Origin of the sequence: Phocaeicola sp. HCN-6420 (assembly GCF_037890145.1) — a bacterium.
Classification (GTDB): domain Bacteria; phylum Bacteroidota; class Bacteroidia; order Bacteroidales; family Bacteroidaceae; genus Phocaeicola.
In genome coordinates this window covers 25822-49161 of the sequence record NZ_JBBKBJ010000007.1, presented here as the reverse complement: position 1 = coordinate 49161, position 23340 = coordinate 25822, and the positions used below count along the sequence as shown (strand labels likewise).

Sequence of the window (23340 nt, the reverse complement as noted above, 5' to 3'; positions counted from 1 at the left end):
TATTTTTGCGGCAAATATCAATAAAGATATTATGAAAAGTCGAGTTCTTAAACTGATTGCCGCAGGAATCGTATTGGTTGTGCTTGTGGCAGGAACAGGACTCTTTTTGTGTAGGGGAGTCCTGTTGCGGCATGTTGCCGGGAAAAAGCTGGAAACGGTGGAGCAAAATTACGGATTACAGATTGCCTATCGTGAACTGACTATGCCTTCTCTTTCTACAATCTGCATGAAGGGGCTGACTATTGTCCCTGAAAATCGGGATACCTTGCTGAGCCTTAATAAGGTGGAAGTTGACCTTAGTCTGCTTTCTTTATTGGGAGGAAAAATTTCAGTGCGTCAGGTTGATGTGGAAGGCATGGCACTTTCTTTTGTCAAGCAGGGAGTTGTTTCGAATTATGATTTTCTATTTCGCCGAAAGGCAGGACAGGAAGATCAGCCGGAAGTGGAAACAACCACACTGGGAGGATACGATGCAAGGGTAAAGCAGACACTTCATCTGATATTTCGGATGCTGCCCGAAAACGGTGAATTACAGGACTTGAATGTGACGGCACGCCGTGATTCTTTGCAGACCTGCTTTCATATTCCTGAACTTATTCTTACGAATAGTCAGTTTGCCTCCGCCATTCAGGTAGAAGAAGGTGTGATGCAAGGAGAATGGAAGGTCAGAGGTACACTGGCACGCAGCATGCGTCTGATAGAAGGCAGCATAGCTTCTGCCAATGAAGATGAAAAAGTGATGCTTCCATATATACGCCCTCATTACAATGCAACGGTAGCATTCGATTCCATTGCTTTTAAGTTGTCGGAACTTTCTTCGGGCTCTGCTCCGCTGACGCTGGAGGGAATGGCCTCTGTCGATGGACTGGAGGTCTATCATGCGGCACTTTCTCCCGATACCATCGATCTGGACAAGGGAAAACTGGAGTATACCTGCCATGTAGGCAATGACTATTTCGAACTGGACAGTGCGTCTACCGTGATATTCAACCGCCTGAATTTTCATCCTTACCTGCGGGCTGAGAAAGACCGCAAGTGGCATTATACGGCACGCATCCATCGTCCGGCCTTTCCGGCAGAGGACTTGTTTGCTTCGTTGCCGAAAGGTTTGTTCCGCCATGTGCAGGGCATTCGCACATCGGGTAAGCTGAGTTATGATTTGTTGCTCGACGTGAATTTCAATCATCTGGATAGTCTGAAATTTTCTTCCGACCTGCGCGGACATGGATTCCGTATCGAAAGTCTGGGAGGAAGCGAGCTTACCAAGATGAACGGTGAGTTTGAATATACCGCATACGAGAACGACCGGCCCGTAAGAACGTTTTTCATCGGTCCGTCGAATCCCAATTTCCGTCCACTCGACCGCATTTCTCCTCTGCTTCAGATGGCAATTATGCAATCGGAAGACGGCGGATTCTATTATCATCAGGGCTTTCTTCCAGGCGCCATTCAGGAAGCGTTGTCTTACGATCTGAAGGTAGGCCGCTTTGCTCGCGGGGGAAGTACCATTACCATGCAACTGGTAAAGAATGTCTTTCTGAACCGTCATAAGAACATTGCCCGCAAGCTGGAGGAGGCACTCATCGTCTGGCTGATAGAAAATCAGCATCTTACTTCGAAAGAGCGCATGTATGAAGTCTACCTGAACCTCGTAGAGTGGGGACCTTTGGTTTACGGAGCCTGCGAAGCTTCTCATTTTTATTTCGAGAAAGAGCCTTCCGACCTGACGGTGGAAGAAGCTATTTTTCTGGCTTCCATAGTACCCAAGCCTAAACATTTCCGTTCGGTGTTCAATGCCGATGCTACCCTGCGTGAGAATCAGGAAGGATATTTTCATTTGATTGCCAGACGATTATGTGCAAAAGGATTGCTTACCGAAGAGGAGGCTGCTGCCGTACGTCCGGAAATAACCGTAAAGGGGAAGGCAAAGGATATGATTTTGTACCCCGACAGTATCTGGTAATGTATCTCGTCTTACAGAATCAGTTCGTAATCGGCTACATCGAGCCATCGTCCGAACTTCATGCCTACTTCCTTGAAGGAAGAAACTTGTCTGAATCCTAAAGACGCATGGAAGTTGCAACTGGCAGTATTTTCGCTGGTAATACAGGCTATCAGGGCATGGACACCACGGCGTCTGCACTCGTCGGTGAGCCGTTGCATGAGTTGTCTGCCGATACCTTTTCCGGTAAATGCTGGTGAAAGGTATACGGTGGTTTCCAGTGTGCGGCTGTAGGCCTCCTTTTCTTTCCACGCATGTGCATAGCAATATCCTTCTACTTTCCCGTTTTCTTCGTATACAAAGTAGGGGTATCGCATTGAAATATCGGATATACGCTGTCGCATATCTTCTTTGGTAAGGAGATTTACATCGAAAGTACTTGTACTGTGTGCGATGTATTCATTGTAGATAGCTGCAACATCGGAAGCATCGTGTAGAGTGACCGGTCTTATCATAGTGAGTGTATTTTGATTGTCTGAACACAAATATACACAATTCATGTGAGAACTTGCGGAGTTTTGAGGGCTTTCTTGAAGAAACAAGCAGAAAGTTGCCTGATTTTTTGTACGAAAAAAATTTTTTTTTGTACAAAAAATCAGAAAATGTCAGGACGTTTTTGGAAAGACTTCGGGATAAAATAAAATACATATCCGGATAAAGTTATCAGCCGTTCATCTCTTACTTGTCAAGATGATAACTCTGTCCGGATATGTCTTTCTGTGTCGTACTTAAATTGTCGATATGGTATCTTTATTCGGAAATGCTGATACTTATTTTTTGTAAAGCATTTACGTCCGAAGTTCCACCGTAGAGCAGTTCATAATTGCCTTTGACCAAACGCATGGTGTTGGTATTGGTATCAAACCATTGGAAGGTTTCGTCGTTAAGCGTGAAGTTAACATTGGCGGTTTCTCCCTTGGGAATGTATACGCGCTTGAAGGCACGAAGTGTATGTGAAGGCGCTTCTTTGTCGTCCGGGCGACTCAGATATACTTGTACAACCTCTTCTCCATTTGTTTCTCCGGTATTACGGACGGGAACGGTAAGGGTTATTTCTTTCCCCTTGCTCATGGTATTATTGCTTAAAGAAGCTGTTCCATATTCAAACTTCGTATAGCTTAATCCATGTCCGAAGCAATATAGCGGCGTTTCGGTCATATAGCGGTAGGTACGTCCTTTCATCGAGTAATCCTGAAAGTCGGGAAGTTGGTCGGTATGCTTGTAGAAAGTGACAGGCAGCTTGCCCGAAGGGTTGTATTCACCCAGCAGTACATCGGCTATCGCCGTGCCGCCTGCCTGACCGGGATACCATGCCTGAAGAATGGCATCACAGATTTTGCTTTCGGGTTCCAGACCGACAGCCGAACCGGAATAGTTGACGAAGATAATGGGCTTACCCAGTTTTTTCAGTTCGCTGACCAGACGGCGCTGTATGGCCGGCAGTTCGATGGTGGTACGGTCGCCACCTTTGAAGCCTTCCGCACTGACAGGCATTTCTTCTCCTTCCAGTGAAGGCGAGATACCTCCTGCAAACACGATTACATCGGCAGGCTTTACCTTGTCGATGGAAGCTTGCAGATTAACAGGAGCAGGGCGTCCCATGTCAAAATTCAATTGAGCTGCTCGGTCATTACTGAAAAAAGTAAAGTCTATCTGAATGTTGTATGTCTTTCCTTTCTCAGCTTTCAAGGTATATAGTTTCATGTTGTTTTTCAGAAAGACTCCTTTGGCTACTTCCTTTCCGTCTATACAGAGGCGGATAGCTCCTTCTGTTTCGAAATGAAAATCAATATCTTCTGTCTGCTGTGCAGTAAAAGCTGACTCATAGCGTGCCGAAAAATCCTGAATATTTACACCGGCTGCAAAGACGGTTGCTCCTAGTGTAGTGAAATGGAACGGGGTATTTGTATATGTAATGGCTGCGGGTTTACCCTCCATTTTGATGTTATTCCAGTAAGTCGATTTGAATCCGGGCTTACCATCGATGCTGCATTGTCCGAAAACACTTTCCAGACTGCTGTCGTTGGTGCGGTCACATCCCAAGTCGTAAATCAGTTGATCAGCCGGAATACGTTGTTTTAATGCTTCGTACAAGGTTGTAGTATGCGAAGGGAATCCGTTATAGTTACCCCATTGCATGATGGAATCGTTTGCATTTGGTCCGATTAAGGCTATTTTTATACCTTTTTTTAATGGCAGGATATGGTTGTGGTTTTGTAGCAGAACGATACTCTTGCGTGCAATTTCCAGTGCCAGGTCTTTGTGCTCCTTGCTGTCTACTACCGAGTAGGGGATAGAGTCCCAGCATACATGTTCGTCCATTTCACCTAATTCGAAGCGGGCTGTTAACAGACGTTTGACAGAAACATTGATTTGTTCTTCATTTATCAGTCCGTCTTTGACTGCTTGGGGAAGTGATTCATAGTTGTTTCCACATTCCAGATCGGTGCCACTTAGTACGGCTCCTGCGCTGGCTGTCTGCTTGTCGGGGTGAGTTTCATGGGCACCCTTGTGCCAGAAGTCACTGATTGCACCACAGTCGGATACTACGATTCCTTTATATTTCCATTCATCGCGCAATATCTGCATCAACAACCGGTTGCTTCCGCAGCAAGGTTCACCTTCAAAGCGGTTGTAGGCACACATTACTTCCTTGACATTTGCTTCTTCTACCAATGCTTTGAATGCAGGCAGATAAGTTTCCCATAAGTCACGCGGAGCAATGTTTTCAGCATTAAAACTGTGTCGGTTCCATTCGGGTCCAGAATGAACAGCGTAATGTTTGGCACATGCGTGTAGCTTGTCGTATTTCATGTTTGCTGGTCCCTGCAGTCCACGGACTACAGCAACTCCCATCCGGCTGGTGAGGTAGGGATCTTCTCCGTAGGTTTCCTGACCTCGTCCCCAGCGGGGATCGCGGAATATATTGATATTGGGAGTCCAGAATGTCAGTCCCTGATAGCGTTGCAGATTGCCCGATTGGCTGAATTTTGTGTATTTAGCTCTGGCTTCGTCAGATACAGCCGTAAAGACTTTATATATCAGATTGTCATCGAACGAAGCTGCCATTCCGATTGTCTGCGGAAATACGGTAGCGATGCCTGCCCGTCCTACTCCGTGGAGTGCCTCATTCCACCAGTCGTATGCCTTGATGCCCAGTCGTGGTATGGCAGGTGAGGCGTTTTGCATGAGTGCGGCTTTTTCTTCCAAAGTCAGTCGTCCAAGTAAGTCGGATGCTCTTTCTTCAGGAGTAAGATTGGTGTTTTGATAAGGGAACTGCTGTCCCATGAGTGGAGTTGCGAATAAGAACATACCCAACCCCATGAGTGTGTTAAGTTTTTTGTTCATGTTTTTATAGTATTAATGTGTTACTAACCCTCTTGGGGCAAAGATAAAAAGAATTTTTTTATAAGGAAGGTGAGGTATCCTCGAAAAAAGGTATCAATTGGGGGAAGAATTGTTGGAATCAGGTTTGAGAACTGATTGAAACTGTTTTTGAGAATTTGTCGGCATTGGTAAGCCGTTGTGGCATGTGAGATGGATGTACCTTCATATAAAATAAAGGAATATGTGTACTGGATATGATGAAATCGAGTGATAGTTATTTCTGTGTTTTCTATAAAAAAGGAAAACCGCTTCGACAATTCCTTGCATTTCCCGGTACTGGGCGTCAGGTTTTTGTCAAAGCGGTTTAAATACTAATTTTACGCTATGAACTATGTTAGGTCTATAGGGTAGGGATACTTGTTCTATTTTTTCAAGTAAAAGACTTTATTTCGGCAGATATTTGTTCCAGTCTGGCGTTTGTGTGATACCAAATCCGGCATTGATTTCATCGCTTGGTACAGGATAGCAGAACTGTGCAATATCGAAGTTGGTATATTTGTACGAAACCTGATCTTCGACGTTTGCATATACATCAGCCTTTTCACCCCAGCGGCGTAAGTCGTAGAAGCGAAAACCTTCCTGGAACAATTCGCGGGCACGTTCGTCTTTCAGGAATGCAAATACCTTGTCTTTCGTATCACCTAAATCGTTGATGTTGGTTATTTTCGAGTTTCTCTTGGCAACGGTCAGCAGCGCTTCCTTGGCACCGTTCAGGTCGGGCTGTGCGGCACGCAATTTCGATTCAGCAATAATCAGTTCCATTTCGGGAGCATTGACGATATAGTTGGTTGCATATGCCGTGTTTCCTCCTCCGAACCAGAATTTACCACCGTATTGTAGTTGGGTATACGAGCCTTTCTTGATGGTAGGAAGATAAAGTGAACCTCTACAGTCAGTGTCTGCTATCAGGTTACGCATGCGCTGGCTTGGCAGACCTCCGTAGGTAGTCCATACATTTCCACTGGCGTTGGCAGACCAGCTGTTGTTTACATCGATGGCCAGACGGAAGATACATTCCGAATTGCTGTCGCCGCCTGTATATAGTTTTTTATAATCGTCTATGGTGTAGGCTTCTACCTTTTTACCTGAATGCTGGAGTGCATTCGATGCATATTTTTCGGCATTGCTGAAGTCTTCCATATATAAATAGGTACGTGCCAGCAGGCCTTCGATGGCTGCTACAGACAGATACTGGTTGGTACCTCTTCCTTCTGTTTTACTTTCTGTGTAACAAGTCAGTGCATTGTTAAAGTCGTCCAGTATAGCCTGGTAGCATTGTCCTACGGTAGAACGGCTGACCTGTTCGAAAGCTTTTACCGGTTCGTCGACAATCACCACACCGATGGCCTCACTATTGTCTGTTGTTCCATTTACCTTTATCTGCTTGCCGAAGACATTGGTCATAGACAGCATGGCATATCCTCTCAGTCCGTAGGCTTCCGCCATATATTGTTTCAATGCGGCTTTATCGGCATCGGCAACGGTTGCTTCCAGTTCTTTCCCCGCTTTAATGATACGTGAAGCATTGTCTACCACCTTATAACCATATTCCCATATACCACTCAGATAAGAGTCGTCGGGAGTTATACTATAGTGGTTAATGGTAGTCCAATGATTGGCAGAGCCGTTCAGGTAAGCCATGTCACCGGCCATATCGCCGATGGTAAGCGAATAGTTCCCGGCAAAATAGAACGCGAACAATTGATAATAAGTTCCGTTCAGTGCATATTTCAGGTTGTCCACACTTGTCAGTCCGTTGTCGACATCTATTCCTTCGTTGTACTCTGTATCGAAGAAATTGTTGCAGGAAGCAAAGCTCCCGGCCAGGGCTGAACAGATAAGCAGGCGAGTGATAAACTTCTTCATATTTCGTTCTTGTTTGATTCGTTAAACATATTTATTTAAAATCCGAGAGTAATTCCGGCAAGGAATGTTCTTGTAGATGGATACTGGAATGAAATCAATCCGCTTGTATATGTTTCAGGATCGTAACCTACGAAATCCTTTGCCTTGAATGTATAGATGTTGTCAACAGATACATAGATACGCATGTTGTCTATCAGCGCTTTTTTCAAAAGTCCTTTAGGCAGTGTATATCCCAGTTGCAGATTCTTTACGCGCAAGAAGTTTCCGCTATACAAGAACCGTGAAGAATGATTATTTTCTCCTGTGGTATTTCCGTATACATACTTGGGAACATCGGTGTAACGGTTGTTTTCGGTCCATGCATTCTCATACAGATAAGTTGTAGGAGTGACATTCCCCTGACTTCCTGCGGCGTTGAAGAAGCGGTTCGAAACAGCATAAACTTTACCTCCCAGTCGGTAATTGAAGTCGGCCGAGAAGTCGAAGTTCTTCCATTGTACGCGTGTGCCGAAACCTCCATAGGCTTTAGGGTCGGCCGAACCGAGGTATCTTTTCTCACATTCGTTCCAGTTGGTTGTGGTTTCGTCGCCTGAAGCATTTTTATACCATAACGGATTTCCCGTATTCGGGTCTACACCTGCATATTCTACCATATAGAATTGTCTTAAAGGATAGCCTTCCTGTTGGATTGTATAGGTACCTTCAATCGGTTTTCCTCCAGAAAGTTTCGTAACACGGTTTTGGTTGAGTGTAACGTTGGCGTATGCTGTCCATGTCCATCCCTTGGTTTGCAGGATGGTACCGTTCAGACCTATTTCCACACCTCGGTTTCTCATCGATCCGATGTTCTGATATACTTTGCTCAAGCCGGTAACCTGAGAGATAGGCAGCTCAAACAGCATGTTGGAAGTAGCCTCGTTGTAGAAATCTACAGTCAGGTTCCATCTTCTGGCAAGTGTAAGGTCGATTCCGATATTCAGCTTCTTGCTGGTTTCCCATCCCAGATCGGGAAGATTCAACGATACGGGAACGATACCCGGCGTGCTGTCATAGTTGTATCCGGCGCTGTAGAAACCACGTGCCGCATACCAGTCAATATCCTGATTACCTACCGTTCCGTAGCTTGCACGCAGTGCCAGGTTGGTCAAGAGGTCATTGTCTTTCAGAAATTCTTCTTCAGAGATACGCCATTTGCCGCCTACCGACCAGAAGTTACCCCAGCGGTTATTACTGCCGAATACCGACGAACCGTCACGACGGAAGCTTACCTGTCCGTAATATTTGCCCAGATAATCGTAGCTGGCATTCAGAAAGAAAGAAGCCAGACGTGCCTGACGGGTAACATACGACGGATTGCCATAAGAAGAACCGGCCATATTCAGTTCCCGATATCCTCTCAGCGGAAAGTTGATACCTGCATACGATTCATTCCAGTAATTCTTCCACTGTGCTTCCTGTCCGAGCATAATGTTCAGATTATGCTTTTCATTGAAAGTATGCATCCAGTTCAATGTATTGGTCCATGTGATGGTGGTGGTATTCGAATTATATTGCATGCCACGTCCGTTGTCGTTTGCTCCCTGATTATTGTACCAGCTCCAGAAATCGTACTGGCGTGTGCCATATGAGTTGATACCTAATGATGTTTTCAGAATGAATCCCTTTCCGAAATCGATGGCGAAATAAGGATTCAGATTGATCGTTGTAGTTTTTGTATTATAGATATCTCCTTCATCCTTGTCGTATACGGCAAGCGGGTTATACGAGATACTGGTGTTATAACTGCCGTCTTCGTTGTAGAACGGATCGAGAGGTGTCGCCTTCATGGTCGCACTAACAAACGGATTCGAGAAGGAACCTCCGGTTGATTGTGAGAAGGCATCCATGTCGGCCAGCGCGAATGAGGTATTGAATCCGAAGCTGAACCATTTGTATGACGTTTCCAGATTGAGGCGGGCAGAGTATCGTTTCATACCGCTGTTGATGGCTACGCCTTCCTGATTCAGGTAACCTACACTGGCGTAGTAGCGTGTCTTGCCGTTTCCACCGCTGAAACTGAGGTTGTAGTCCTGATAATATCCGGTACGTGTGATGGCATCGATCCAGTCGTAACTCTGAATTCCGTCCCAGTTGTAGTCTGATTTGATTTTTGCCATTGCTGATTCGTAGGTATATTTCTCCGGGTTGCTGTTTACCAGTCCTTGAGCGAACAAATCGGCGGTCTGCTGTGCGTTGCAGAAAGAGAAGTTGTTTGGAGCAATGGTTGTGAATCCCTGTTTGATATCCAGGTCAATATGCATGGCACCTTCCTGTCCCTTTTTGGTCGTGATGACGATGACTCCGTTGGCTGCACGTGAACCGTAAATAGCCGTAGCGTTGGCATCTTTCAAGACTGTAATTGTTTCTATATCGGCTGTATTGATATTAGCCAGCGGGTTGAATGCACGGTTGTTGCTAACCGATGCGGCATCCGTATCCGAATTCATCGGCATGCCGTCGATGATATAAAGAGGCTGTGTACCCGAGTTCACGGAACTTTCACCTCGGATGTAGACATTAGCCTGAGCACCCGGCATGCTTGTTGAGTTGTTCATCTGTACACCCGGCATACTTCCTTCCAGCGCTTTCATGAAGTTGGCGTCCGTATGCGATTCGAGGGTAGTAGGACTTGCCACGTTGGCGGCTCCTGTGAATGTGCTTTTCTTGGTCACTCCGTAACCTGTCACCACAACTTCATCCAGCACCTTGGTATCCGGTTGAAGCGTAACGTTTAGTTCTGGCTTGATGTCAAGTTCGCGGCTTTGCATACCGATAAATGATATAATTACCTTCTTGGCATTTTCCGGAATGTTGCTAAGCGTAAATTTACCATCGATGTCGGTAACTGTTCCTGTGTTGGTTCCTTTGATAAGAACGGAAGCTCCCACGATAGGGAGATTGTCTTCTTCAGAGATGACCACTCCTGTCATCTTTGATACTTGTGCCATCGCTATGCTGATGCAGGCAAAGAAACAAGTGCAGATTAAAAGCAATTTTTTTTTCATAAGATCTCTCGTTTTAGGTTAAGTCTAAAAACTAAGAACAGCAAACAGGTAAGAATTGTTTGCTGTTTTTATGAAAAAATATAAAAAAAGTTCTTTATATGCTTCCTTTTGTCTGCAATGAGGCTTTTATTGCATCTTTTCGGCTAAATATTGTCCTGTATATGACGCTCCGCAACGAGCTACTTCTTCCGGAGTACCGCAAACCACGAGGTTGCCTCCCATATCTCCTCCTTCCGGACCGAGATCGATTACATAGTCAGCACATTTTATGACATCCATGTTGTGTTCGATGATGACAACAGTATGTCCGCGTGCAATCAATGAATCGAAAGCTTTCAGTAATTTCTTGATATCGTGGAAATGGAGGCCGGTAGTTGGTTCGTCAAATACAAAAATAGTGGGTTGCGATTTTTCTATACTCAGAAAATAAGCCAGTTTTACGCGCTGGTTTTCTCCTCCCGAAAGTGTAGAGGAAGATTGTCCCAGTTTGATGTATCCTAATCCGACTTCCTGCAAAGGCAAAAGCTTTTTCACAATTTTTTTCTGTCCGTGTTCATCGAAAAATTCAATGGCCTGGTTGACTGTCATTTCAAGTATGTCGTAGATATTCTGCCCTTCATAGCGTACTTCCAATGTATCGCTCTTGAAACGTTTGCCGTGACACGACTCACATTCCAGCACCAGATCGGCCATGAACTGCATTTCTACCGTGACGGTTCCTTCTCCCTTACATTCTTCACATCGCCCTCCTTCGGTATTGAAAGAAAAGTATCCTGCCGAATAGCCCATTTGTTTAGATAAGGGTTGGTCTGCAAACAGTTTTCTTATTTCATCGTATGCTTTGATGTAAGTGACAGGATTGCTGCGCGACGATTTACCTATCGGATTCTGATCGACGAACTCTATGTCTTTTACCATCTGGATATCACCTTCCAGGGATACAAATTCACCCGGACGGTCACTACTTTCGCTGTATTCCCGTTTTAAGGCCTTGTAGAAAATATCACGTACCAAAGTACTTTTTCCCGAGCCGCTCACTCCGGTTACAACTGTCATTACGTTGAGAGGAAAACGTACATCAATACCTTTCAGGTTGTTTTCTCTTGCACCCTTTATTTCTATGTAGTTATTCCACGACCGGTGGGTCTGCGGACGCTCGATGGTTTCTTCTCCAAGCAGATATTTTACCGTATAACTGTTACTTCCGGGTTTCAGGTCTTTCATATCTCCCTGATAGACGATTTCTCCTCCCAGTCGACCGGCCTTAGGACCTATGTCAATAATATAATCGGCAGCACGGATGATTTCTTCATCATGTTCTACTACAACAACCGTATTGCCCAACTGTTGCAATTGGCGAAGTACCTTGATAAGCTTGTCCGTATCACGGCTGTGCAGACCGATGCTTGGTTCATCCAATATGTAAAGAGAGCCTACCAGACTGCTTCCTAACGATGTGGCAAGATTGATACGCTGACTTTCACCACCCGAAAGCGAGTTGCTGAGTCGGTTTAAAGTCAGATATCCCAGTCCTACGTCGAGCAGGAAAGTAAGTCGGTTGTTTATTTCGTTCAGCAGACGCTGAGCTATCAGTTGGTCATGTTCGTCCAATTGAAGCGTACGGAAGAATTCCTTCAACTGGTAGACTGGCATTTCCACCAGTTCTGCTATGGTACGTCCTCCTACCTTCACGTAGAGAGCTTCTTTCTTCAAGCGGCTTCCGTGACATTCGGGGCAAGTAGTCTTACCCCGGTAACGTGCCAGCATTACACGATATTGTATTTTGTATTGATTCTCTTCCAGCATTTTGAAGAATGAATCAATACATACCTTATCGCGTGGTCCGTGCCAGAGATAATCTTTCTGTTCCTGGGTCAGATTATAATAAGGTTCAAAAATAGGGAAATCATGAGCCGGAGCTTCGCGCAAGAATTCGGTGAGCCATTCACTCATCTTTTCGCCTCGCCAGCACATGACGGCACCGTCGTATACACTCAGGGCACGGTTGGGAACTACAAGATGTTCATCGATACCGATAATCTTTCCGAATCCTTCGCAGGTAGGACATGCACCGATAGGAGAGTTGAATGAAAACATTTGGTCGCTGGGCTCTTCGAACTTCATTCCGTCAGCTTCAAATTTGGTACTGAATGAATGCAGTTTGGTTGTGCCGTCGGGCAGATAAAACCGTAACATACAAGCTCCGTCTCCTTCGTACATAGCCGTTTCGGCAGAGTCGGTCAGGCGGCTGACAGCATCTTTGGTGTCATCACAACTCATGCGGTCGACCAGCAGATATACAGTATCGTCAGGGTTGTACTGATATTCTTCCATACGTGTCATTTCACCGTTTACTTCCAGACGGGTAAAACCTTGTTTCATGTCCATGTCTATCTGTTCGGCTTCATTGCGTCCCTCGCGAGGGATAATAGGTGTCAGTACCGTGTAGCGTGTACCTTTGGGGTATGAAAGCATACAGTTTACAATATCTTCCGGACTGTCTTTCTTTACAAGTTGTCCGCTTACGGGAGAATAAGTCTTGCCGATACGTGCAAAAAGCAGGCGGAGATATTCATATATTTCCGTCGATGTCCCTACAGTGGAACGCGGATTCCGGCTGATTACTTTCTGTTCGATAGCAATTGCAGGCGGAATACCTTTGATAAAGTCACATTCAGGTTTGCTCATTCGTCCCAAGAACTGGCGTGCATACGATGAAAGACTCTCCACATAGCGGCGTTGTCCTTCGGCATACAAGGTATCGAAAGCCAGTGAGGATTTTCCCGATCCCGATAATCCAGTGATAACAACTAACTTATTACGAGGTATATCGACATCGATATTCTTCAGGTTATTCACCTTTGCGCCTTTTATAGATATGTATTTGCTGTCAGACATGCTTAGAATCGTTTAGTTTCAATAGGCAAAGATAGTGATATATTTTAAAGAAGTTTTCATTCTTTACCGGCAAAATTAGCTGGATATATATCTCTTTAACAGTATTATCGCAGCAAAACGCAGTCTTTTCTGCATGCTTTTCTATATCGATATTCTTTTGTAACGATTAAGCAAAAAGAAAGTTCGTGATTATTTTTTTCGTTATCTTTGCCCTCTCGATAATAATGAATAAAAAATATGAAATCAAAAGTTTTATTGGTTTGCCTGGCAATGCTTTTACTGATTGCCGGAAGCGTTGAGGCGCAAACTTATCCGAAGCGTGAATTTCGCGGTGCATGGATACAATGTGTGAATGGGCAGTTTCAAGGTATGCCGACAGAGCAGATGAAAGCTACCCTGATCAGACAGTTAGACAATCTGAAAGGTGCTGGCATCAATGCCATAATATTTCAGGTTCGTGCCGAGTGTGATGCTCTTTATGCATCGACTTATGAACCGTGGAGCCGGTTTCTCACAGGATTACAAGGTAAAGCACCTCAGCCGGGATGGGATCCTCTCCAGTTTATGGTAGAAGAATGTCATAAACGCGGAATGGAACTTCATGCGTGGATCAATCCTTATCGGGCTCAGACAAAGGGAACTACAGCCTTGTCGCCCATGCACCCTTATAATAAATATCCAAGACTTTTTGTACGCTACGGCGGACAGTTGTATTTCGATCCGGGCTATCCTGAATCGAGAGCCTATATCTGTAAAATAGTACGCGATATAGTTTCTCGTTATGACATAGATGCCATTCACATGGATGACTATTTCTATCCTTATCCGATTCCAGGAGAGGAGTTCCCCGATAACGTCAGTTTTGCTGCTTACGGACGTGGATTTACCAGCAAGGCCGACTGGAGAAGAGATAATGTAAACGTATTGATAAAGGAGATACACGAAACCGTACGCAGTTGTAAGCCTTGGGTTAAATTTGGAGTTTCACCTTTTGGTATATACCGCAATAAGCGGTCTAATCCGAATGGTAGTGATACGAACGGACTTCAGAACTATGATGATTTGTATGCCGATGTCTTGCTTTGGGTAAACAATGGTTGGGTGGACTATAACATTCCTCAAATTTATTGGGAAATCGGACATCCGGCTGCTGATTATGAAAAGCTGGTTCGCTGGTGGGCACGTAATTCTGCTGCACGTCCTTTGTTCATCGGACAGGATGTGATACGAACGGTGTCGAAAGCCGACCCAAAGAATCCTGCACAAAACCAGATGCCGGCTAAGTATAAATTGCAGCGTATGTTTCCTACGATACAAGGTAGTTGTCAGTGGTACGCTGCAGCTGTTGTAGAAAACAGAGGGAACTATCGTAACATGCTGGTGAATGTCTATCACAAATATCCCGCATTACTTCCTACATCTCCCTTTATCGATGATAAAGCTCCCGGCAAGGTGAAGAAACTGAAGCCTGTGTGGACAGCCGATGGTTATATTCTTTTCTGGACGGCTCCAAAAGCGAAGGACGAAATGGATAAGGCTGTACAATATGTGGTATATCGGTTTGCAAATAAGGAGAAGGTAAATTTGAATGATCCTTCTCATATAGTGGCAGTCACTAATGATACTTTTTATAAACTTCCATATGAAGATGGAAAAACGAAATACAGTTATGTGGTAACAGCGCTCGACCGTTTGCATAACGAATCGAAATCCGTCAAGAAAAAAGTTAAATTATAAAATATCTTTGTTTCTGAATCCCGTTCATCTTTTGGACGGGATTTTTTTGTTATAGGTAGAGCCATTTTTTTATTAATTCTTTCTGCTTGAGTTTGTTATTCTGTAAGATTTGTTTAACTTTGCTAAAGAACACAAAACAAACAGGAGTGTGCTTTGGTAAAGAAGGCAGTCCCTACACTTCGAAAAACAAATCCCAAGATTCTTTGGGGGACAAGAACCTTAAAAAACAATAAGCGCTATGAAGAAGTTGTTATTAACCGTTGTATTGGGATTATGTACACTGGCAGGCTTTTCTCAGGCAAGATTTGACGTGCATGCCGGTATGTCTATGGCAAACATCACCAATAGTGATGCAGACATGAAGATTGGCTATTCAGTAGGAGTAGGAATGGATTATGCTATTACAGATATGTGGGCTTTCCAGACCGGATTGAATTTTACGAGCAAGGGCTGTAAGGAATCGGAAGACGGAGCTACTGCGAAGTTTAATCCCGTTTATCTGGATATACCTTTGCTTGCAGCTGTGAAACTTCCTATCAGTGAAGGAAATACTTTCGTTATCAATGCCGGTCCGTATGTAGGCTTTGGCTTGGGGGGAAAAATAACGGTTGAACAAGGGGGAGCTGAAGTAGGAGCTAAGTTGTTTAAGAAAGTGGATGGAGCCGATGAGGCTGTGATGAACCGTTGTGCAGTAGGCTTGCAGTACGGAGTAGGCTTTGAGTTGGGATATAGATATTTATTGAATCTGACAGGCCAGTATGGATTTACCAATATGATAAAGGAAAGCTGGGCTCATGAAAGCAATAAGAATCTGGCTTTCTTGATTACTGTAGGTTATCGTTTCTGATAAAACCGGATATTGGTCTTACTTAAAATAAAGAATAAAGCCGTTTCAGTCGTATTTATCTTGAAGACTGAAACGGCTTTTTTGTACAATTGTGTAATATTTATAGCATTTGTTCGTTGAAAATGCTATAAATAATGATTTGACATATGCTGAATTTAAATCTGATTACTGCTGAAAGATTTTTATTTTTTGTACAAAAAATAAAAATCTTTGTACAAATTATAGAAAAACATCGAGAACTTTTATAAAAACTTCTCTATCGGTGTATATACATACCAGCAGAATACATTGTCATTTTCTTATTTGATGTGCTCACGAATCTTTGCCAGATAGGCACGCATTCTGGTCGCATCCTTCTTGTTGATGATGTCCAGCAGCTCGTTCAGCTCGGTACGGATACCTTCTACATGTGCCGGAGTACGCGGGTTGAACAGAATTTCCTGCAACAGAAAATCGTCTTCACTCATCACTCCCTTGGCGATAGCCATGTGGCGCTTGAAGGTAGTACCCGGAGCATCCTGATGTTTCATGACCGCTGCAAAGGCAAATGTGGAAACAAAGGGGATAGACAGAGAGTAAGCCACTGTTTCATCGTGCTCCTCGAACGTATATTCGAAAATATTCAGTCCCAGTCGTTGATACAGGTCCTTGAAGAAAATCTTGCCCAGATGGTCGCCTTCCTTGATAATGATAGCATTCTCCGTGCTCAGTTTGTCGAGGTTGGCAAATGTAGGACCAAACATGGGGTGAGTAGATACGTAACGGAAGCCACAGTTTTCGTAAAACTCTTTCAGTCCGGTCTTGACAGAAGCTATATCGCTGATGATACAGTCTTTGGGAATAAGGGGAAGAACCTGATTGAAGGCATTCAGTGTATATTTGACGGTTGCCGCATTGATGACCAGTTCGGGTTTGAATGTTTCTATTTCGCTGGTATCGGTGAACCGAAGGCAGTTGTACATGAAGCGCAGACGCTTGGGGTCGACATCGTATACCGCAACTTCGTGGTCGAAGCTCAATACATCGGTAAAGAACGAGCCCATTTTTCCTGCTCCCAGAATTAATATTCTCATAGTTCGTTGAATTGTGATAAAGAAGAATCAGAAACTCGCTGCTGCCGTGGTAGGGGAGTACGTGGTTTCTGATTCTTTTCTTGTAGTAATTACTTGTTGATGATTTCCAGTTGCTGGCGTACACTTTCTTCGTGGATAGCCTCGAATACCTGTTTGATGAAGTCGGCATCCATTCCGCAGAGTGAGCCTTGTGCACCACGCTTGTCGAGAATTTCGTTGTAACGTCCGGTCTGGAGAACCGTCATGTTATGTTCTTTCTTGAAAGTACCGATCTCACGGCAGATACGCATACGTTTGGCAAGGATTTCCATGAGTTCGTTGTCGCAACTGTCTATCTGCTGGCGAAGCTCGTGCAGGCTTTCAGTCGACTGGTGTTCCTTACGGATAACCAGCAGGTTGAGGATGTAATCGAGTACATCGGGAGTGACCTGCTGTGCGGCATCACTCCATGCACAGTCCGGGTTGCAGTGAGATTCGACAATCAGTCCGTCCAGTCCCAAGTCCATAGCCTGCTGGCAAAGCGGTGCAATCAGTTCACGCTTACCGCCGATATGGCTCGGGTCGCACAAGATAGGCAGGTTGGGAATACGGCGGCGCAGTTCGATAGGAATATGCCACTGCGGCAGGTTACGGTAAATCTTCTTGTCGTACGAAGAGAATCCGCGGTGGATAGCTCCCAGACGTTTCAGTCCTGCATTGTTGATACGTTCCAGCGCACCGATCCACAATTCCAGGTCGGGGTTGACCGGGTTCTTTACGTATACCGGAACATCCACACCTTTCAGTGCGTCGGCTATTTCCTGAACCGCAAACGGGTTGGCTGTGGTACGGGCACCTATCCACAGAATATCGATACCTGCTTTCAGACATTCGTATACATGCTTGGCAGTAGCCACTTCGGTAGCTACATACATACCCGTTTCCTGTTTCACACGTTTCAGCCATGCCAGTCCGTCTACGCCGATACCTTCGAAACCTCCCGGTTTGGTACGTGGTTTCCATATTCCGGCACGGAAGATTTTAATACCCTTGTTGGCCAGTTGGGTAGCTGTGGTCATAACCTGCTCTTCTGTTTCAGCACTGCAAGGACCTGCTATGATAAGAGGGCGTTCCTTTGAAACACCTTCCAGTTCGATGGGTTGTAAATTCAGTTCCATATACTATCTTTTTTTAGTTTATTATCTTTAGAATATCGCTTTGATACGTTTCAGGGCTTCTGCCAGCTTCTCTTCCTTGGCACAGAGCGAGATGCGGATGTACCGTTTTCCGTTGCTGCCGAAGATGAATCCCGGTGTGATGAATACCCGTGCTTCGTGCAGTACCTTTTCGGTAAGGTCTTCCACATCAGCATACGAGTCGGGAATTCTTCCCCACAGGAACATACCTACCTGATCGGGATCGAACGTACATCCCAGCGTCGTCATGATTTCTTCTGCCAGTTTCCGGCGGCGGCTGTATACGTTGATATTGGCTTCTTCGTGCCACTCTGCGCTGTTGCGGTAAGCCTGAGCGGCAGCCAGCTGCATAGGACGGAAAGTTCCCGAGTCGATGTTACTCTTTATCTTCAGAATCCACTGTACGAATGTAGCATTGGTGGCAAGCATACCTACACGCCAGCCCGGCATGTTGTGGCTCTTGCTCATGGAGTTGAACTCGATACAGCATTCTTTGGCTCCCGGTACGTTGAGGATACTGATGGGTTTGCGGTTCAGAATGAAGCTGTACGGATTATCGTTTACGATGACAATGTTATGGCGGCGTGCAAAGTCGACCAGTTTTTCGTACAGTTCCATGGTAGCATTCGCACCTGTCGGCATGTTGGGATAATTGGTCCACATGATTTTCACACGGCTCAGATCCATCTTTTCCAGTTCGTCGAAATCGGGTTGCCAGTGATTGTCCTCACGCAGGTTGTAGTTGACAATCTCACTTCCCAGAATCTTGTTCAGCGATGTATACGTAGGATAGCCCGGATTCGGTACCAGTACCTGATCGCCCGGGTTGACCAGTGCCAGTGTGACGTGCAGGATACCTTCCTTCGAACCGATGAGCGGCTGAATTTCCGTAGCCGGATCGAGGTCGACGTTATACCAGCGTTTGTACCAGTCGGCCATAGCCTTGCGCAGTTCAGGAATACCTACCGTAGGCTGATAACCATGTGCGTCCGGCTTTTTGGCATTTTCGCACAACACCTTGATGGTTTCTTCCGAAGGCGGCATGTCGGGGCTTCCGATACCCAGACTGATGACGTCTTTTCCTTCGGCGTTCATTTTTGCCACTTCCTTCAGTTTCCGGCTGAAGTAATATTCGCTTACGCTTGCCAGTCTGTCGGCAGGCTGTATGTTATAATGTTGATTCTCCTTCTGCATATTCTCCTAATATTTTAAGTGCTTTGGTGAGCGGGGTTACCGCATCGATGGATTGTTTATATCTCAGGTAATCATTGAACATTACATCTACGTAAAACATATATTCCCATTCGCGTCCGATGATAGGCAATGATTGAATCTTGGTCAGGTTGATGTTGTAAAATGAAAAGATGGAAAGAACTTTCGACAGACTTCCTTCGCTGTGCGGAAGGGAGAAGACGATATTCGCCTTGTTTACCTTGGAGCGGTCTTTCAGCTCGTCGGCGATCCACGGGTCGCATATTACCAGAAAACGGGTAAAGTTATGCTTGTTGGTTTCGATGCCTTCCTGAAGAATCTTCATGTCGTACATCTCGGCTGCATACTTGGAACAGATAGCCGCATGTCCTTTCAGTTGTTTGTCGTGAATGTCCTTGGCACTTCCGGCAGTATCATCCGTTTCTACCACTTTCAGTTCCGGATGATGCTGGAGAAATTCGCGGCACTGTGCCAGTGCTACCGGATGAGAATTGACTTCTTTCAGGTCTTTCCAGTCTTCGTCGGGCAGGCACATGATGCTGTGGCTGATGCGCAGCTTGTGTTCTCCGATAATGGTTGCCCCGCTTTCGCGCAGCAGTTCGTAGTTATGAAGCAGGCTTCCGGCTATCGTATTTTCTATGGCAACGAGCCCGATGACATTGCTGTCCTTGCGCAGGTTCTCGAATACCTCTTCGAATGTATTGCAACAGATCAGTTCGATTTCCTCATTCTTGAAGTATTTATGGGCTGCAATGTCGTGATATGACCCCGGTACACCTTGTATAGCTATTCTTTTCATTTGCTTTTGTTTTAAAATAAAAAATCCCGCTTCTGTTGAAAGCGGGATTTCGTTATATCATTTTTATTTATTCATTGGTTTATTATACATATGCGAACTCCCGCTTCACTTCATTGCTAAAGTAAAAGTAAAAAAAGTAAAAGAAGAAGTATGTCGCAAAAGTTTTCATTCTTGTTCTGTTATTTTGTTATCATTACGGTTGCAAATGTAATACTTTTCTTGAAAAAACAATACTTTTATGAACTTTTTCTTTAAATATTTTCTTTCCACGACATATTCGATTACATTTGTGTTATGACAAATGTATCAATTTAATGCACTATTACCATGAATTATAATTTTGACGAACCGATAGACCGGCGAGGTACGAATGCGGAAAAAATAGAAGGAATGAAGGATATCTGGGGACGGACAGACCTTATCCCCATGTGGGTGGCAGATATGGATTTTGCTACACCTCCGTTTGTGCTCGATGCGGTGAAAAAACGTTGTGAACATCCTGTACTGGGCTATACATGCAAGCCTGACAGTTATTATCGGGCGATAATCGACTGGGTGGATGCTCGTTATGGCATGAAGGTAGAAAAGGAACAGATTACTTACGTACCGGGCATTGTACCGGGACTGGGAATGGCGATCAATGCTTTCACTCATCCGGGTGACAAGATTATGATCATGCCTCCGGTGTATCCTCCATTCTCGTGGCTGGTAACCCGTAATGACCGCCGTCTGGTGGAGTGTCCGCTGGTATTGGAAAACGGAAAGTACCGGATGGACCTGGATTTGTTCCGCAGGGAGATTAAGGGCGTGCGCGTATTTATTCTATGCAATCCTCACAATCCGGGTGGAGTAGTCTGGACGCACGAGGAGCTGAAAGCTATAGCCGATATCTGTGCGGAGGATAATGTCATTGTCTTTTCGGATGAGATTCATGCCGACCTGACGTTGCCTCCTCACCGCCATGTACCTTTTGCCATGATTTCCGAACGTGCGAAAAACAATTCCGTTACGTTCATGGCTCCCAGCAAGGCTTTCAATATGCCGGGAGTGGCAGCTTCGCATGCTATTATTTATAATGAAGGACTGCACAAACGGTTTGCTACTTATATGGAAAGTTGTGAATTCGGCGGTGGGCATGTCTTTGCCTTCCCTGCAGTAGAGGCTGCTTATTCCAACGGAACGGAATGGCTGGAACAATGTCTGGCTTATATACAAGGAAATATTGACTATCTGGATGATTATCTGAAAGCACATATGCCGAAAATCAAGGCTATGCGTCCGATGGCTTCTTATCTGGTATGGCTGGACTGCCGTGATTTGGGTATGTCGCAGCAAGAGCTTGAAGACTTCTTCGTATCGAAGGCCCATCTGGCTCTGAACAACGGTGAAACTTTCGGCAAGGAAGGTATCGGCTTTATGCGAATGAATGTGGGCTGTACTCGTTCTGTTCTTGAACAGGCAATGAAGCAACTGGAAGAGGCTTACAACCGTTTATAAGATAAAAAAAGGCTACCCCATAAAGGATAGCCTTTTTCTGCAATGTCGTTTGAAGTAACGAATTAAGCTTCAGCTGGAGCTTCTTCAGCAGCCGGTGCTTCTTCTGCATTAACAGCAGCTTCTGCTTCAGCTTTTGCAGCAGCTTCAGCAGCTTTCTTTTCAGCTACTTTCTTAGCGATTTCTTCGTTTACTTTCTTTTCTGCTTCCAGACGTGCTTTTGCTTCAGCTTTCTTAGCTTCATCTTCTTTAGCCTTCAAAGCAGCCAGACCATTCTGCTTGTTTTCTTTCCAAGCGTTGAAGCGAGCTTCAGCAGTAGCTTCATCGAATGCACCTTTAGCAACGCCACCCAGCAAGTGTTTCTTCATGTAAACACCTTCGCGTGACAAGATGTTGCGTACTGTGTCAGTAGGCTGAGCACCTACCATTACCCAGTATAATGCACGATCAAAATTCAAATCTACTGTGGCAGGATTGGTGTTAGGGTTGTAAGTACCAATTTTTTCAGTAAATCTACCATCACGTGGTGCTCTTGCATCTGCAATAACAATTGAATAGAACGCATAGCTCTTGCGTCCGTTTCTCTGCAATCTGATTTTAGTTGCCATTTTTTAAACGTTAATTTTTTAATGTTAATGATTTGAATTATGCTAATATCCCGTATTAGCGGCTGCAAAGGTACGATTTTTATTTGTATTACAAAAGGTTAAGTAGTTATTATTTGTTATTTATTTCTCGAAGCCATTTTTCCAGTTCGCCTGTCCACTGGCGTTTGTAGGTAAACGAGTCGCGGAATCCCCATCCGTGGCCACCGATAGGATAGGTGTGCAGGCTGGCAGAAACTTTGTTTTTTACCAGTGCCATGTAATAGTTCACGCTGTTGGCTACCGGCACTGCACCGTCGTCACTGCTGTGCATGATAAAAGCCGGAGGGGTTTGCGGAGTAACCTGCAGCTCGTTGGAGTATTTCTGTTCGAGTTCTTTAGAGGGATTTTTTCCCAGCAGGTTGTCGTGTGAGCCCATGTGCGTATACGTCGGGTCCATGGTGATGACAGGGTAGAACAAAATCTGGAAGTCGGGACGTGTTGCCGCATCGGTAAAGTGAGTGGCCACCGTGCTGGCAAGATGTCCTCCTGCCGAGGAGCCCATGATACCTAATTGTCGGATATTCCATTCATCGGCATGCTGGCGCATGATGCGCAGGGCCTGTTGTGCATCGCTCAGAGGAACTTCATAGTTTCCGTTGGGCATGCGGTAAGTCAGAACGGCATACGTGATACCCTGGCTGTTGAACCAGTTTGCCATATCGTGTCCTTCGTGCTGCATGGCAAGGTGAGTATATCCGCCTCCCGGGCAGGCGACGATAGCCATTCCGTTGCTGTTTTTTGCCGGATAAACGGTAAGGGTAGGCTCTGCTACGTAGAGCGGTCCGTTTTCTACCTGCTGGGTCATGTTGTTTGTGTTGGGAGCTCCGTTGGGCCACAATTTAATTTCTACCGGGTTCTGAGCGGAGAGTATGGCCGACAGAAAGACCATGCTCAAAAGAAATAGTTTTTTCATACGTGTATTGATTTATTTTGTTGTTGAATATCCTTTTCGCCATTCGTCTTCAATTCCTTTTATTGTTGCAGGATGAGGCCTGTAGGCTTCTTCCTGTCCGTTAGACATCTGAAGTTAATCAGGTCTATACCTATAGGACTTCTGGATTGGCAGGTTCAAAGATAGCATAATTCTTTTAAGATAACAAAACACCCACAGACTTCCGTTATGTAAAGGATATCTGTGGGTGAATATTATTAATATGTA

Annotated in this window: 15 protein-coding genes; 4 read left to right on the top strand and 11 right to left on the bottom strand. The window is 45.0% G+C overall.

The features are described from left to right. Positions 1-31 precede the first annotated feature (31 nt). Complete coding sequence (locus WKT12_RS06080) at positions 32-1963, top strand: biosynthetic peptidoglycan transglycosylase (RefSeq protein ID WP_340319135.1); 1932 nt, start codon at positions 32-34, stop codon at positions 1961-1963. 11 nt (positions 1964-1974) lie between these two features. Here the strand turns inward: WKT12_RS06080 and WKT12_RS06075 are convergent, their stop codons facing one another. The 5 genes from WKT12_RS06075 to uvrA form a co-directional block, all read right to left on the bottom strand. Next, complete coding sequence (locus WKT12_RS06075; RefSeq protein WP_021970520.1) at positions 1975-2457, bottom strand: GNAT family N-acetyltransferase; 483 nt, start codon at positions 2455-2457, stop codon at positions 1975-1977. A 295-nt stretch (positions 2458-2752) separates the two neighbouring features. Next, positions 2753-5326 carry a xylan 1,4-beta-xylosidase gene (xyl3A, locus tag WKT12_RS06070; protein ID WP_340319189.1) on the bottom strand — a complete coding sequence of 858 codons (2574 nt, stop codon included), beginning with the start codon at positions 5324-5326 and terminating at the stop codon, positions 2753-2755. A 447-nt stretch (positions 5327-5773) separates the two neighbouring features. Continuing rightward, positions 5774-7255, bottom strand: a complete 1482-nt coding sequence (locus WKT12_RS06065) for a RagB/SusD family nutrient uptake outer membrane protein (RefSeq protein WP_340319134.1) — start codon at positions 7253-7255, stop codon at positions 5774-5776. A 35-nt stretch (positions 7256-7290) separates the two neighbouring features. Beyond that, a complete protein-coding gene (locus WKT12_RS06060) occupies positions 7291-10299 on the bottom strand; it encodes a SusC/RagA family TonB-linked outer membrane protein (protein WP_340319133.1) in 3009 nt (1002 codons plus the stop codon). A 126-nt stretch (positions 10300-10425) separates the two neighbouring features. Continuing rightward, positions 10426-13197 carry an excinuclease ABC subunit UvrA gene (gene uvrA / locus WKT12_RS06055; RefSeq protein WP_340319132.1) on the bottom strand — a complete coding sequence of 924 codons (2772 nt, stop codon included), beginning with the start codon at positions 13195-13197 and terminating at the stop codon, positions 10426-10428. A gap of 237 nt (positions 13198-13434) precedes the next feature. Here uvrA and WKT12_RS06050 point away from each other — a divergent pair, with 237 nt between their 5' ends. Beyond that, on the top strand, positions 13435-14934 hold the full coding sequence (locus WKT12_RS06050) for a glycoside hydrolase family 10 protein (RefSeq protein ID WP_021971351.1): 1500 nt from the start codon (positions 13435-13437) through the stop codon (positions 14932-14934). A 238-nt stretch (positions 14935-15172) separates the two neighbouring features. Further along, complete coding sequence (locus tag WKT12_RS06045) at positions 15173-15781, top strand: porin family protein (protein WP_340319131.1); 609 nt, start codon at positions 15173-15175, stop codon at positions 15779-15781. Between the two features lie 299 nt (positions 15782-16080). Here WKT12_RS06045 and WKT12_RS06040 read toward each other — a convergent pair whose 3' ends face one another. The 4 genes from WKT12_RS06040 to WKT12_RS06025 form a co-directional block, all read right to left on the bottom strand. Next, positions 16081-16854: a prephenate dehydrogenase gene (locus WKT12_RS06040; protein WP_021971672.1), complete on the bottom strand. Its 774-nt coding sequence runs from the start codon at positions 16852-16854 to the stop codon at positions 16081-16083. An 89-nt stretch (positions 16855-16943) separates the two neighbouring features. After that, positions 16944-18011: a bifunctional 3-deoxy-7-phosphoheptulonate synthase/chorismate mutase type II gene (locus WKT12_RS06035; protein WP_021971671.1), complete on the bottom strand. Its 1068-nt coding sequence runs from the start codon at positions 18009-18011 to the stop codon at positions 16944-16946. A gap of 27 nt (positions 18012-18038) precedes the next feature. Continuing rightward, positions 18039-19223 (bottom strand): pyridoxal phosphate-dependent aminotransferase, encoded by a 1185-nt coding sequence (locus tag WKT12_RS06030; protein ID WP_021971670.1) that lies wholly within the window; start codon positions 19221-19223, stop codon positions 18039-18041. After that, entirely contained in the window at positions 19198-20040 is an 843-nt protein-coding gene (locus WKT12_RS06025) for a prephenate dehydratase (protein ID WP_021971669.1), read from the bottom strand. The genes WKT12_RS06030 and WKT12_RS06025 overlap by 26 nt, the downstream gene beginning before the upstream one ends. A 327-nt stretch (positions 20041-20367) precedes the next feature. On the opposite strand from WKT12_RS06025, the gene WKT12_RS06020 reads away from it, so the two are divergent. After that, positions 20368-21537, top strand: coding sequence for a MalY/PatB family protein (locus tag WKT12_RS06020; protein WP_021971668.1), 1170 nt, complete (start codon positions 20368-20370; stop codon positions 21535-21537). A 62-nt stretch (positions 21538-21599) separates the two neighbouring features. Here WKT12_RS06020 and WKT12_RS06015 read toward each other — a convergent pair whose 3' ends face one another. After that, positions 21600-22142 (bottom strand): 30S ribosomal protein S16, encoded by a 543-nt coding sequence (locus tag WKT12_RS06015; RefSeq protein WP_340319130.1) that lies wholly within the window; start codon positions 22140-22142, stop codon positions 21600-21602. A 109-nt stretch (positions 22143-22251) separates the two neighbouring features. Then, positions 22252-23094, bottom strand: a complete 843-nt coding sequence (locus WKT12_RS06010; protein ID WP_340319129.1) for an alpha/beta hydrolase — start codon at positions 23092-23094, stop codon at positions 22252-22254. Positions 23095-23340: the final 246 nt, after the last annotated feature.